Genomic DNA, 13,246 nt, shown 5'->3' with positions numbered 1-13,246 from the left:
CAAGCACAAGCAATCGTTTCCATACGTTTATCAGCCATCACTTTATAATCAGCGCATGCTCGACACCCACCGACTCGCCATCTGGAGGGCCGTGGTCGCCAGCGGCTCCGTCCACCAGGCCGCGGCTAATCTCCAATACACTCCGGCGACGATCAGCCAGCACATCATCCGACTGCAGACAGAGGTGGGGCTCCCCCTCTATGAGAGGAAGGGCCGAGGGATCGTGCCCACTCCCGTCGGGGTGCGCCTGGCCGAGGAGTCCGGCGAGGTCTTCTCCAGCCTGCGCCGCCTGGAATCCACCCTCGAGGACCTGCGCCGAGGTCCGCGACCGCGCCTCGAGATCGGCTGCTTTTCCTCGGCGGCGAAGGAGTGGATCCCTGCCATCGTCTCCTCGGTCGTCACCGAATTCCCCACAGTGCAGTTCGAGATCAGCCTCAGTCCTGCGACGGACGCCGAAGATTGGCATCCGCACGACCTCGAGATCCACTCGGAAGAGCCGTCCCTGCCGCCGACGACGGTCCCGGGGTTCCGTCGGCAGGTGCTCACCGAAGAGGACTACCTGCTCGTCGTGGCCGCCGATCACCGGCTGGCCGACGCCGAGGCGGTGTCGATGTCCGAGCTGCAAGACGAGTCCTGGGTCGCTGCGGACATCAGCAACACCCCGGCGGGCCTCATCATCACCCGCGCCTGCAATGCCGCGGGCTACGAGCCCCGCTACGCAGCCGGCTCCGATGACCACTACGCGGTCCTCGCCATGGTCGCCGCGGGCGTCGGCGTCTCGGCCCTGCCCCCACTGGCGATCCGCACTCTGCCGGACGGGGTGACCACGGTGCCGCTGACCGATCCGACACCTCGGCGCAGGATCGTCCTGCAGACGCGGGAGGCGGTGCACCATCACGAATACGTGCGCACCGCCGAGGAGCTCATCCGCGCCCGGGCCCAGGCCTCGTGACTGCGGCGGTGACGGCCTCCCGGGGCGAGGAGACGGAGTGTCCGGCAGCGCATTCCACCACGGCTCGGACGGGTTCGCCGCAGTCGCGGTGGCTGACCTCGAGCGGCGGCCCTTCCGGCCCCGCACAATATCGGTCACCCCAGCGCAGCAGGGCGATCATCACCGGATAGAGATCAAGACCCTTGGCCGTGAGTCGATACTCTTTCCGCGCCCGGCGCCCCGGCTCACGGTAGGTGTTGGCCTCAAGAACGTCCGCTCTGACAAGCGTGCGGAGCCGATCGGAGAGCACAGAATCGGAGACGCCGAGGTGGTCGCGGATCGCATCGAAGCGGCGAACCCCGTTGAACGCCTCCCTGAGGATGAGCACCGTCCACTTCTCCCCGATGACATCGAGGGTCCTCTGGATCGAACACTCGGTGGTGTCGAATTCGCTCCAGTCCATCGTCTCTCCTTCGCTCGGCCCGATCGATTTCACCCGGCCCGGCCGATTTCACCCGGTCCGCCCGATGCGGTTGCACCGCCGTGTCTTGCCGACGTACTCGGCCCGGTTGACCTTCAGCTCCATTCTAGGCTAACTTTCAAATACGCAGTCAGATGTACGAGCATTGAGTCAGTCGGACGGATCGCCTCGGCTGCGAGATCGCAGAGGAGCAGGATGGACACGCACGAGAATTCGATCCCGGATGTCTCACTGGAGGGAGCGAGCCGCTTCGTCGCGGCCACCGGACTGGTCGTCGACGAGGTCACTCCCACCTCGGTGCGAGGTCATGCCGAACTCGGACCCGACCACCACACGCCCTGGGGCGTCGTCCACGGCGGCGTCTACACGAGCATCGTCGAAAGCGCCGGCAGCATCGGCGCCTCCCATGCCGTGGCCGATCGCGGGGAGTTCGCCGTCGGGGTCCACAATGCCACCGACTTCCTTCGCCCGACCACCGGCGCCACGGTCTCCGTCGAGGCCAGCGCCCTGCATCAGGGACGCACCCAACAGCTGTGGGAGGTCATCATCTCGGATTCGTCATCGTCGAAGGTGCTGGCCCGCGGGCAGCTGCGCCTGCAGAATGTGCCGCTGCCGAAGGCAGAGGACTGAGATGAGCACGAACAGCACCACGAACCCCACGAACTCCACGGCCGGCGAATCTCCTTCGACCCACGAGACGACGGTGACCTGGACCGATCCGGCGAAGGCACTGGCACACCTGCCGACGCTCGACGGCATCGACTACCTGCGCAGGATGGCTGCCGGAGAGATCCCCGGTGCCCCCATCGGCGCGCACGTCGGTATGGAGATCGCCGAGGTGGGTGAAGGAACGGTCACATTCCGTTCCCATCCCGACGAGTCCCATTACAACCCGATCGGCATGGTACACGGCGGCTTAGTCTGCACCCTGCTCGATTCCGCGCTCGGCTGCGCCGTACACACCACCCTGCCGGCAGGAACGGGATACACCTCGATCGAGATCAAGGTGAACTATCTGCGACCTGTGTCCAAGGACAGCGGTCCTCTGCTGTGCACCGGCCGGGTAACGAAGAGCGGCCGCCGGGTCTCCTTCGCCGAGGGAGAGGTCATCGACAACTCGGGCAAGACCGTCGCCACCGCCTCGGGCAGTCTGCTCATCTTCCCGCTCGAGGCGTCCTGAGATTCAGTTGCGGGCCCGGTCCCGCAGTGCGTTCTTCCGGATCTTTCCGGTCGAAGTCGTCGGGAGCTCATCGACGAATTCCACGGCAGCCGGCACCTTGTACCCGGCGATTCTCGTTTTGACGAAGGCGATAAGTTCGTCCTCGCTGATCTCAGCACCTCCGGCAGGCACCACATAGGCCAGCGGCCGTTGGCCCCACTTGTCATCGGGCATGCCGACGACCGCGACTTCGGCCACTGCCGAGTTCGCCACGATCGCCTGTTCGACCTCGATCGTCGAGATGTTCTCGCCGCCGGAGATGACGATGTCCTTCGCCCGATCGAGGATCTGGACGTATCCGTCGGGGTGCATCACCGCGAGGTCACCCGAGTGGAACCACCCGCCGCGGAAGGCCACCTCGGTGTCCTTCTCCGCGTTGAGATAGCCCTTCATGACATTGTTGCCGCGCATGACGATCTCACCCATGGTCGCCCCGTCACGCGGCACGTCGTTGAGTTCGGCATCATCGCGCAGCTCGACCACGCGCATCCGGTCGGCACTGATCATGCCGATACCCTGACGAGACTTCAGCGCGGCCCGCTCTTCGACCGGAAGTTCGGACCATTCCGCCTGCGGTTCGCACGAGGAATACGGCCCGTAGGTCTCCGTGAGCCCGTAGACGTGGACGACCTCGATTCCCAACTCTTCGAGCATGGAGATCGTCGTCGGCGAAGGCGGGGCTCCTGCCGTGGTGATCGACAGCGTCCCCGACATGTCGTGGGCTTCGGCGGCTCCGGCGATCGTGTTGAGCACGACAGGAGCACCGGCCATACGAGTCACGGACTCGTCATCGATGAGTCGCCAGGCTTCGGTGCCGCGCACGGCCCGCAGGCACACATGCGTGCCGGAAACCGCGGTCAGCGCCCATGTGGTGCACCACCCGTTGCAGTGGAACATCGGCAGAGTCCACAGGTACTTCGTCAGCGGTCCGAAGCGCTGCGTGATCACCTCGCCGAGGGAGTTGAGGTAGGCACCCCGGTGTGAGTACATCACGCCCTTCGGACTGCCGGTGGTCCCCGAGGTGTAGTTGACCGTGATGGCGGCCGTCTCATCTGCGACCTCCCATGATCGAGGACTGACCGGCGCTTCGGCGATCCAGTCGGCGTAGTCTTCAGCCCCCGTCAGGTTCCCGGGTGAACCATCCTGTTCGGGGTGGTTGACGACGGCTTCGACGGATTTCGCGCAGCCGGCCTCGGTGATAGCTCGCAGCAGTTCCGCGTCGCCGAAGAGGAACCGAGCACCGCAGTGTCCGAGGATGTACTCGACTTCGGGCGGCGCCAATCGGGTGTTGAGCATGACGAGCACTCCGCCGGCCAGCGGAACTGCGTAGTGGGCGATGAGCGCTTCGGCGCTGTTGGGCGCGATCACCGCGACGGTCTCACCCTCGGCCAGACCACGACGTTTCAGACCTTCGGCCAAGCGTTGGACCGTATCGGCCATCTCCCGATAGGTGATGCGCCTGGGCCCATCGATGATCGCTTCTCGCTCGGGGTGGGCTTCCACTGACCGCTCGAGAAAACGCAGCGGTGTCAGGGCGGTGTCCAGTCCGGTCATGGTCGATCTCCTCATCGTCGGCGACAAAGGCTCTCCTGCCGCTCTCATCGGTGAGTGAGAGCAGCTCGGGCCGTGAGCACACGCCCAGACTACCGAGGGATTGAGATCCGGCGCACACAGGGAACTTCTGCGCAGACGCCGGTGCAAGCGTCTGCGCGGACGTCGGTGCAGGCGAGGGACCTCGGACCACGCCGATGAACGACCACCTCGGCGACTATTCGCAGCCGACTCCGTCCCCATCGCGGTCGAGGTGGGAGGCATACCCGGGATCGCCGCGGCGAACCGGAGCGGCGCCGGCTTCACGGGCGGCGGTGCAGTTCTTGTAGTAGACCGAACCGGAGCCCGCGGAGCTCGACTTCCGGCCGGAGCTGCTCGAGGACCCGGACCGGCCCGATCCGGAAGAGGACGAACCCGACCCTGAGGAACTGCCCGATCCCGAGGACGATGAACCCGACGACGAGCTCGCCTTCTTCTTCGCCGGAGCATCCTTCGCGGTTCTCACATTGTCGCCATCTCCGGGTTCGGGCCAGGCGACGTCCTTCGCGAATGCATCTTCGCCCTCACAATTCGCGAGCACCCGCTCCATCGCCGCCTTCTCCGCCTTGACCACCCACAGGTCGTACTTGTGTTTGACCGCGATCTGGCGGGAGACGTATTCACAGCGGTAGCTCTTGTTCGGCGGCAGCCAGGTCGCGGCATCCCCGTCGCCCTTCTGCCGATTGAGGCTCGAGCTCACGGCCAGCAGATTGAGCGCGTCGTTGCCGAATTCTTTGAGCGTGCCCTCGTCGAACTTCGCCGCACCCGTCTGCCAGGCATTGGAGCGGGCGACGATGTGGTCGATGTCGATGTTGTTCGGGTTCCGGTCGAAGGCGTAGGTCTCGCCTTTGTAGCTGTCTTGGAGCGTGCCTTTGATGACGACACAGCCGTTCGTGCCCGACTTCAGCGTGATGTCACGCAGATCCCGGCGGAGCACATCATTGCGGGTGTCGCAGCCGTTGTGGTCGGCGTCCGAGCGCCACTTGAACAGATCCGCGTCGTAGCCGGTCTTCGGCGCGCGGCCTTTGACCTCGAGTTCGTCGAGCATCGCCATGGCCGTGCCCGCCGTCGATCCACCGGCCCGTCCCTGCTCGGAGTCCTCGGACTGCCCTTCGTCCTCCTCGGAGCTCGCGGCGGGGCTCGCCTCCGCCGTGGCCTCCTTCGTCGGAGTCGGATCGGCGGCGGTCCACGAGACGTTCCGGTCGGACGCCGCGACCTCCCCGCCTGCGGCGCAGCTGGCCAGGAGGACGAGGCCGAGGACGGCGATCAGGGCGAGGAGCATACCCCGGTGCAGGCGTTTCGTGGCATGGTTGAGGAAGGCGGAGAGGTCCATCGGAATCCAGTCGTGCAAGAGGTGAGAACGTGGTCGTGGACCGTGACCGGCATTGCTGCCGCGTCGCGATCCACTACGGAGATCATATGGCCGAAGTGAGCCGGCGGCGGCAGGTGCCGGCGTATAGTGACGAATTCGTTATGAGCAGCGAGGCGGTGACAGACGATGGTCAGACACGATGAGGAGCGGCCGGTCACCACCGGCCTCATCACCGACTCACCGGTCCCCGAGCATTGGACCCACGTGCTGGCGACGCTGCGAGCCAATCGTTTCACCCGGCTGAGCTGGGATGACGTGCGCACGCAGGCGGCCGGCATCCTCATCGTCTCCCCCACCGCCGAGGTGGCCAGCAGCTGCTTTGCCACCGTCCTTGAGCGCGGAGCTGAGAACGGGTTCGCCGAGGTGGTCCGCCCCACCGAGCTCGTGCCCGGACACGTCCCCGCGGGGACGTGGATCTTCCTCCCCCACCGACAGGACGGGTGGACCGAACTCGAAACCACCTCGGCACGGGTGCGGGCAGGATTGGTCAAGGAAAACACCGCGCGAGACCGCAGCGACGGCCTCACGCTCATCGAATACGGGGTCAATCTGTGGATGTGGGCTGAACCGCCGAGCACCGGCGGCGACCCCGTCTGCCACGCCGGCGAGCTGATCAGCTGGGAGGCCGCTTGGGCACTGGATGGGCCCGAGTCGCCCGCGGCTGCGCCGCTGTCGACAGCAGATATGACACCTGCCGCCCGTCCGCCGATCTACTTCGGCCTCCCCGACCTGCTGCGTCGGCGCCGCCGGGACGGCTGAGCACGGCGCTGCCAGCTGGGCACGGTGCTGCCAAGCTGAGCACGGCGCTGCCAACTGGGCACGGTGCTGCCAACTGGGCACGGTGCTGCCGGAACGAACTCAGGCCACGGCGACGACGACTCCGGCGGTGATGAGCAGGATGACGTAGCCCCAGGCGTGGAGGATCTCGGGGATCTTCGGCACTCGTCGGCGCAGCAGCACGATGAGCGGGATCGCCCCGATGAGCAGGACGGCCGCCGAGTAGAGGTCGAGCGATCCGACGATCCCCGGGGCGTCGATGGAGGCGTGGGCGGAGATCGTCACGAGCACCGCGGGACTCATGATCACCAAGGTCAGCGGGTTGGCCAGGGTGGTGGCCACGGTCATCGTGGCTCCCGATCGACGCATCATCGGCACGGTCATCACACTGCCGCCGACGCCGAGGAATGAGGCCAGGCCGCCGATCGGCGCACCCCAGACCGGGGAGATGCCGCGATCGCCTTCTCCCGTTTCCGTGCGGACTCGGGCGCCCTGCCGGAAGAATCCGGGGCGCAGGAGCAGGTCGACCGCGGTGATCGCGATGTAGACGACGAATCCCCACTGCAGCAGCGCCTCGGGGGCGAATCGCCCGCCGAACGACCCGAGCGCCCCGCCCAGAGCCAGCAGAATGAGCAGCCACCACCGACCTTTGAGATGGGCGAGCGTCTCCCGTTTCGTCGACACGGTGGCGACGATCGCATTGACGAGCATGACCAGCGCCGAGGTGGCCGCCGCCACACGTGCCGTGTCACTGCCGAGGTCCGCATCGACGATCGTGATGATCGGCACGGCGACGAATCCGCCGCCGAAGCCGAAGAGCACCGTCGTCAGACCGACGAGGCAGCCGACGAGCACGAGTCCGAGGAATTCCACTCGTTCATCTCACACCACTCGAGCAGAACTGGCAATGGAGGCACGAGAGTAGTGTGATCGCATGAGGCTCGGGATGCGGAGGATCGCGGCATGGCTGGTCGATTGGCTGTGCATTCTCATCTGGGTGGCGATCACCGCTGCCATCGGCGTCCCCCTCTACCTCAATGGAATCACCTCACCGGCGGGCATGCTGACGGCAAACCTCGTCGGTGCGGTCGTCGTGGTGGTTCCGGTCGTGCTCGCTGCGGCGTTCGTCGAGTCCCGACGTTTCTCAGCGACTCCCGGCAAGCGGCTCCTGGGCCTGCGGCTCCGCTGCCGGTCCGGTCAGCCGAGATTTCACCTCGCGCTGATCAGGAATCTCCTCAAGATCGGACTGCCGTGGATCCTCGGACATGCCGCCGTCTACGCTCTCGCGAGAACCGATGCCGAATCCTTTGGCATGCCGATCGGAGTCTGGATCGTGGCGGTGGCGGCGAATGTGATTCCACTCGTCTATGTCGTGACTCTGTTCCTCGCTGACGGCCGGACTCCCTATGACCGGATCACCGGGACGGACGTCGTTCTCGTCCGACCGCCTCGGCGGGTCGGATTCCGCCCAGAGCACTGACAGCCGGCCCTCTTGACCTGCCGCAGTAGGCTGAAGACATGGAGCACAGATACCTCGGAAACAGCGGCCTGAAGATCTCGGAGATCACCTACGGAAACTGGCTCACCCACGGGTCCCAGGTCGAGAACGACACTGCGACGAAATGCGTGCATGCCGCCCTCGACGCGGGCATCTCGACCTTCGATACCGCCGATGTCTACGCGAACACCGTTGCCGAACAGGTCCTCGGCGATGCCCTCAAGGGCCAGCGACGGGAGTCGCTGGAGATCTTCACGAAGGTCTACTTCCCGACCGGCCCCAAAGGCCACAACGACACCGGACTGTCCCGCAAGCACATCATGGAGTCGATCAACGGCTCCCTGTCGCGCCTGGGCACCGACTACGTCGACCTCTACCAGGCCCACCGCTACGACTACGAGACCCCGCTCGAAGAGACCATGCAGGCCTTTGCGGATCTCGTCCGTGCCGGCAAGGTCCTCTACATCGGCGTGAGCGAATGGAACGCCGACCAGCTGCGGGCCGCCCACCATCTCGCCCGCGACCTCGGCATCCAGCTGGTGTCGAACCAGCCGCAGTACAACATGCTCTGGCGGGTCATCGAGTCCCAGGTCGTGCCGACCTCGCGGGAGCTAGGTATCTCGCAGGTCGTGTGGTCACCGATCGCTCAGGGCGTGCTCACCGGCAAGTACAAGCTGGGCCAGCCGGTCCCCGAGGGGTCTCGGGCCACCGATGAGAAGGGCGGAGGAGCCGAGTCGATCAAGAACCGGTACCTCAATGACGAGACCCTCACCGCCGTCGCGAAGCTCGAACCGATCGCGGCCGATCTCGGACTGACGATGGCACAGCTGGCGATCGCCTGGGTGCTCGCCAACGACAACGTCGCCACCGCCCTCGTCGGTGCGTCCCGTCCCGAGCAGGTGGAGTCGAACGTCGCCGCCTCCGGGGTCAAGCTCGACGCCGAGGTGCTCGCCCGCATCGATGACGCCCTCGGTGATCGGCCCGTGACCGACCCGTCGAAGACGAAGTCCCCGGAGACGCGGATCGTGTGATTGAGTTCGTGTGATTGCGTCCGCGCGATTGCCTTCGTGTGACGGCGACCCCGCCTACCGTGTTCGTGTTCCACTCTCGCGAGGGCGGCGGTCGAGGTCGCCCGCGGGCGCGGCCATTCGGAACGATGCCAGTGCCGTCAGAATCCCTGCAATGGGGACCACGACGAAGACAGACGGTTCGAATTCGCCGTTGGAGACCGTGTAGACCATCGGGATATTGCCTCCGAACAGCAATGCCATGACCCCGAGTGAGACCACCACCGAGGCGGCTCCGAGCCCGAAGAAGAACAGCAGTGACCCGGCTCGGCCGGTCAGGTGAGGCAGCACCAGGCGAACGACGACGAGGGCCGGCACGCCGAGGAGCAGTCCCAACAGGGCACCGGCGACGGCGAAGACCGGCGTCCACGACAGGCTGCCGAGCCACGTCCCCGGCTCCTGGGTGAGAATGACCGTCAGGGCCCAGAGGGCGCTGCTGAGCGCCCCGATGCCGGTCGTCACGAGGAGGAAGCCCCCGAGCGAACCCCATCTGCCTGGGACCATGGCCATCACTCCTCTCTGTGACAACCTAACCTGACTTCAGCCGTGGTGTCCATCATTCGACGGGCCCCGGGGTCCCGACAGGGTCGGAGAACCGCCTGAGCTGCTTGACCCCGAGCGATAGCCTGAGCGTAGTGGTCGACAACGAGCGGAAGGGGACTCAGGTGGCGGATCGAGGCGACGGTCAGGCGAAGGAACAGGGAGGAGTCCCGGTCAACCGGAACGTCGTTCTTGCGGTTCTCGTCTCGGGCGCCTTCGTCATCATCCTCAATCAGACCCTGCTCAACACCGCGCTTCCCGCGTTCATGCAGGCCTTCGACATCACTTCCAGCGCCGCCCAATGGGTGACGACGAGCTTCATGCTCGTCAACGGCATCATGATCCCGATCACCGCGTTCCTGATCCAGAAGTTCACCACCCGCGGCCTCTTCCTCACCGCGATGATCCTCTTCACCGTCGGCACCCTCGTCTGCGCCCTCGCCCCGGTCTACCCGGTCATGCTCGTCGGCCGGGTCATCCAGGCCTCGAGCGGCGGAATCATCATGCCGCTGATGCAGACGATCCTCTTCGCGATCTTCCCCGTCGAGAAGCGCGGCAGCGCAATGGGCACCTTCGGTCTCGTCATCGCCTTCGCCCCGGCCATCGGCCCCAGCCTCTCCGGTTGGATCGTCGACCACTTCCCGTGGGAAGTGCTCTTCTACATGATGCTGCCGATCGCGATCATCGATCTCGTCATCGCCTACTTCATCCTCCGGAACGTCACCGAACGCACCTATCCGAAGCTCGACGTGCTCTCGGTCATCCTCTCCACCTTCGGATTCGGCGGCCTCCTCTTCGGGTTCGGCACCGCCGGCGATGCCGGGTGGTCAAGCGCCGAGGTGATCGTTCCCTTGATTGTCGGAGCAGTGTCCCTGGTCGTCTTCATCCGGCGACAGCTCCGACTCGAGCAGCCGATCCTCGAGTTCCGGGTGCTGCGCTATCGCATGTTCACGCTGAACACGATGCTGGGCATGTGCGTGTTCATCGTCATGATCGGCGGCATGATGGTCCTGCCGCTCTACATGCAGAACATGAATGACTTCTCCGCCATGGAGTCAGGGCTCGCACTGCTGCCGGGCGCCGCCGTGATGGGACTGATGTCGCCGGTGACCGGTCGGATCTTCGACGCCGTCGGCGCGAAGTGGCTGGTCATCGCCGGGTTCACGCTCCTGACCGTGACCACCTTGATGTTCGCCGGACTCAAGGCGGACACCTCGTTCCTCTATCTCGCCGCCGTGAACACGGTTCGCATGTTCGGCGTCGCGATGGTGATGATGCCGGTGACGACCGCCGCCCTCAACCAGCTCCCGCAGAGACTCATCCCCCACGGCTCGGCGCTGAACAACACGCTTCGGCAGATCGCCGCCTCGGTGGGCACCGCCGTGCTCGTCACGATCATGGTTTCGGCGACAAGGGACCCCGAGGTCTACGGCGTCGACGGTCTCGTCCACGGTGCCAATGTCGCCTTCCTCGTCGCGGGCATCATCGGCGTCGGCGGGATCGTCGGCTCGTTCTTCATCAAGAACTCCCACGGCCTCGAACCGCAGACGACCCAGGACTGAGGCACAATGACCCGTCACGCGCCCTTGACCGGCCGGAGTCGAGCGCTCTACTTGTAGAAGCCCTCGCGCAGGTCGATCCCATATTCGATCCAGGCCTTGAGCGCTGCGAGCATTCCCGTCCACCCCATGCAGTTGCCGAAGGCCCCTTCGGCTCCGCCGACGGTCGGCTGCCAGGACTTCTCAGTGATCGTCACCAGGGTGCGTGCGCCCTCGTCCACCGGTGAGAACTCGAAGGTCGTCATCGTGTTCGGCCCGGTGGAGTGTTCCGATCCCTCCCAACTGATGACGATCTTCTCGTCGGGCACGGTCTCGATGACCTCAACCGGGAAGCGACCGGGGAAGTCCGCGAAATCCCAGCTCACCTCGGTGCCGGTCTCCAATCGCCCGCGGGCACCGCCGGTGGTGAAGTACTTCGAGAGCTGATCCGGGTCGGCCACCGCCTCAAAGGTCTCACGGGGCGTCTTCGAGATGTAGCCCGTGACCGTGAATGAGAGTTCCTCGAGCTGCGTGTCCTTGGCATTCCGCTCAGTATTCATGTGATATTTTTACCACATGTCGGAGAGAAAGGGAATGCTCGGCGATCCCCGAGAGGATGTGCAGCTCGATCATCGCGGCGCAGCCGACGCCGACCGGCGGGACGATGCGGTATTCAAAGCCCTGGCCAATCCCACCCGCCGGCGCATCCTCGACCTCCTCAGACGCGAACCGACGACGACCGGCGAGGTCTGCGACTCCTTTCCCGAGCTCGATCGGACCACGGTCCTCCAGCACATCCGTGTGCTCGAGCGAGCCGAACTGCTGACCGGCAGAAAGGTCGGCAAGACGCGTCGCCTGGCCTTGGCTCCGCTGCCGATCAAACGCATCCACGACCGGTGGATCGGCGAGTACACCCGTGCGGCGGTGAGCTTGCTGGCCGATCTCGAGGACCCCGGCGTCTGAGCGGCGGTCAATCGCTCCGGATCGTCTTCGCTATCCACGACAGCACCCCGGTAAGGAGCAGGATCAGAGCGCAGACGAGGAAGGTCGCGGAGTCCCCGAGGTAGGTGAAGCCGAGCCCGCCGAGGACTCCGGCGATGGCCAGGCCGATGTCGAAATTCATGTTCCAGGCAACGCTGGCCTTGGCCGGAGTGCTCACCGACTCGAAGGCCATCACCAGGCTCGCCGACTGCAGCGTGCCCAGGCCGAGTCCGATGATGACCATCGCCGCGATGAGGCTCCATCCGTAGAAGACGACGGTGCAGACCAGGCCGATGACGGTCAGTGCGACGCCGAGGATGTTGAGGGCGAAGGGACTGAACGAGTCGGAGATGCCGCCGGCGACGAAGCGCCCGATCACGGCCGAGACCTGCACGGTGCCGATGAAGAGCGCGGCACCGGCGATGTCCTCCCCGGGTCCGAAGCCGACGATGAGTCCGAAGACGATCATGCCGACGAGGAACGGGGAGAGCATGATGAGCAGTCCCAGTGCTTCGCCTGCCTTGGCTCCGGCTCCTCTCAGCGATCTGCGCTCATTGCGACCGCCGCGCACCGAGAATCCGGGGACTGAGTCTCCTGCGGCAGATACGGCGTCGTCTTCTGGGCCCGACTCGGCATCGGCGGACTCTCGCGAGCCACGGCCCCTGCCACCGCGGTCCCGGCCGGGCACGAACCTGATCACCGTCGGGACCGCGAGCAGCAGGCAGGCGCACACGATCACGCGGAACGACCAGATCGGAACGGTCCCGACCAGCCACAGACCCAGCGGCGCACCGAAGGCGGCGGCCAGGGAGGTGATGCCGCCGAAGAAGCCCAAGGCCCTGCCGGTCCGACCGGGCGACGTCGTCGCCGGCACCGCCGCGTTGGCCAGGACGACGAAGAGACCGAAGCCCACTCCCCCACACAGTCCGGCCAGGACCAAGCCCAAGAGCGCCGGTGCCACGAAGAGTCCGAGCAGCTGCCCTGCCAGCTGCAGACCGATCGCGAGGAACAGTGCTCCCTTGTATCCCAGGGCTCTGCCGATGATGGGGGCGAAGGGTTGGACGATGATGACTCCGAGCATCATCGTCGTCAGCACCGCACCGCCGGTCACCGTCGTCAGCCCGCTGATCGAGGCGATGGAAACCATCGTCGAATAGCTGAAGAAGAACGCGGAGAAGCCGAACATGGCGGTCCACACCAGCCCCAGCAGTGCCGGGGTGAACGTCCGCGATTCCGACCATTCCGAGCTCAT

At 65.6% G+C, this 13,246-nt stretch carries 15 protein-coding genes; 8 read left to right on the top strand and 7 right to left on the bottom strand.

Annotated features, from left to right (window positions below; translation table 11 throughout):
• The first annotated feature begins 55 nt into the window (after positions 1 to 55).
• Complete coding sequence (locus ACH82I_RS14990) at positions 56 to 952, top strand: LysR family transcriptional regulator (RefSeq protein WP_230744669.1); 897 nt, start codon at positions 56 to 58, stop codon at positions 950 to 952.
• Here the strand turns inward: ACH82I_RS14990 and ACH82I_RS14985 are convergent.
• Entirely contained in the window at positions 924 to 1,394 is a 471-nt protein-coding gene (locus tag ACH82I_RS14985; protein ID WP_230744668.1) for a winged helix-turn-helix transcriptional regulator, read from the bottom strand. The two genes, ACH82I_RS14990 and ACH82I_RS14985, sit on opposite strands and share 29 nt — an antisense overlap.
• A 213-nt stretch (positions 1,395 to 1,607) precedes the next feature.
• On the opposite strand from ACH82I_RS14985, the gene ACH82I_RS14980 reads away from it, so the two are divergent.
• Positions 1,608 to 2,042 carry a PaaI family thioesterase gene (locus tag ACH82I_RS14980; protein WP_230744667.1) on the top strand — a complete coding sequence of 145 codons (435 nt, stop codon included), beginning with the start codon at positions 1,608 to 1,610 and terminating at the stop codon, positions 2,040 to 2,042.
• Position 2,043: 1 nt separating this feature from the next.
• A complete protein-coding gene (locus tag ACH82I_RS14975; protein ID WP_413333730.1) occupies positions 2,044 to 2,592 on the top strand; it encodes a PaaI family thioesterase in 549 nt (182 codons plus the stop codon).
• A gap of 3 nt (positions 2,593 to 2,595) precedes the next feature.
• Here the strand turns inward: ACH82I_RS14975 and ACH82I_RS14970 are convergent, their stop codons facing one another.
• Positions 2,596 to 4,185, bottom strand: coding sequence for an AMP-binding protein (locus ACH82I_RS14970; protein ID WP_413333728.1), 1,590 nt, complete (start codon positions 4,183 to 4,185; stop codon positions 2,596 to 2,598).
• A gap of 214 nt (positions 4,186 to 4,399) precedes the next feature.
• Positions 4,400 to 5,554 carry a DUF1524 domain-containing protein gene (locus ACH82I_RS14965; protein ID WP_413333726.1) on the bottom strand — a complete coding sequence of 385 codons (1,155 nt, stop codon included), beginning with the start codon at positions 5,552 to 5,554 and terminating at the stop codon, positions 4,400 to 4,402.
• A 165-nt stretch (positions 5,555 to 5,719) separates the two neighbouring features.
• On the opposite strand from ACH82I_RS14965, the gene ACH82I_RS14960 reads away from it, so the two are divergent.
• On the top strand, positions 5,720 to 6,352 hold the full coding sequence (locus ACH82I_RS14960; RefSeq protein WP_413333724.1) for a hypothetical protein: 633 nt from the start codon (positions 5,720 to 5,722) through the stop codon (positions 6,350 to 6,352).
• A gap of 99 nt (positions 6,353 to 6,451) precedes the next feature.
• Here ACH82I_RS14960 and ACH82I_RS14955 read toward each other — a convergent pair whose 3' ends face one another.
• A complete protein-coding gene (locus ACH82I_RS14955; RefSeq protein WP_413333722.1) occupies positions 6,452 to 7,243 on the bottom strand; it encodes a sulfite exporter TauE/SafE family protein in 792 nt (263 codons plus the stop codon).
• 61 nt (positions 7,244 to 7,304) lie between these two features.
• Here ACH82I_RS14955 and ACH82I_RS14950 point away from each other — a divergent pair, with 61 nt between their 5' ends.
• The gene (locus tag ACH82I_RS14950) at positions 7,305 to 7,850 is read left to right on the top strand and encodes an RDD family protein (protein ID WP_413333720.1); all 546 of its coding nucleotides are present in this window, start codon (positions 7,305 to 7,307) and stop codon (positions 7,848 to 7,850) included.
• Between the two features lie 38 nt (positions 7,851 to 7,888).
• Positions 7,889 to 8,899 (top strand): aldo/keto reductase family protein, encoded by a 1,011-nt coding sequence (locus ACH82I_RS14945; RefSeq protein ID WP_413333718.1) that lies wholly within the window; start codon positions 7,889 to 7,891, stop codon positions 8,897 to 8,899.
• Positions 8,900 to 8,953: 54 nt separating this feature from the next.
• On the opposite strand, the gene ACH82I_RS14940 is transcribed toward ACH82I_RS14945, so the two are convergent.
• The gene (locus tag ACH82I_RS14940) at positions 8,954 to 9,439 is read right to left on the bottom strand and encodes a hypothetical protein (protein WP_413333716.1); all 486 of its coding nucleotides are present in this window, start codon (positions 9,437 to 9,439) and stop codon (positions 8,954 to 8,956) included.
• A 131-nt stretch (positions 9,440 to 9,570) separates the two neighbouring features.
• Here ACH82I_RS14940 and ACH82I_RS14935 point away from each other — a divergent pair, with 131 nt between their 5' ends.
• Entirely contained in the window at positions 9,571 to 11,037 is a 1,467-nt protein-coding gene (locus ACH82I_RS14935) for an MDR family MFS transporter (RefSeq protein ID WP_413333714.1), read from the top strand.
• Between the two features lie 47 nt (positions 11,038 to 11,084).
• Here the strand turns inward: ACH82I_RS14935 and ACH82I_RS14930 are convergent, their stop codons facing one another.
• Positions 11,085 to 11,573 carry an SRPBCC domain-containing protein gene (locus tag ACH82I_RS14930; RefSeq protein ID WP_413333711.1) on the bottom strand — a complete coding sequence of 163 codons (489 nt, stop codon included), beginning with the start codon at positions 11,571 to 11,573 and terminating at the stop codon, positions 11,085 to 11,087.
• Positions 11,574 to 11,589: 16 nt separating this feature from the next.
• Between ACH82I_RS14930 and ACH82I_RS14925 the strand changes: the two genes are divergently transcribed.
• The gene (locus ACH82I_RS14925; protein WP_413333709.1) at positions 11,590 to 11,976 is read left to right on the top strand and encodes an ArsR/SmtB family transcription factor; all 387 of its coding nucleotides are present in this window, start codon (positions 11,590 to 11,592) and stop codon (positions 11,974 to 11,976) included.
• 7 nt (positions 11,977 to 11,983) lie between these two features.
• Here the strand turns inward: ACH82I_RS14925 and ACH82I_RS14920 are convergent, their stop codons facing one another.
• Positions 11,984 to 13,246 (bottom strand): MFS transporter, encoded by a 1,263-nt coding sequence (locus tag ACH82I_RS14920; RefSeq protein WP_413333707.1) that lies wholly within the window; start codon positions 13,244 to 13,246, stop codon positions 11,984 to 11,986.

The sequence above is a fragment of the Brevibacterium sp. GP-SGM9 genome (assembly GCF_047300845.1).
Classification (GTDB): Bacteria; Actinomycetota; Actinomycetes; order Actinomycetales; family Brevibacteriaceae; genus Brevibacterium.
This window is presented reverse-complemented; position numbering and strand designations above follow the sequence as displayed.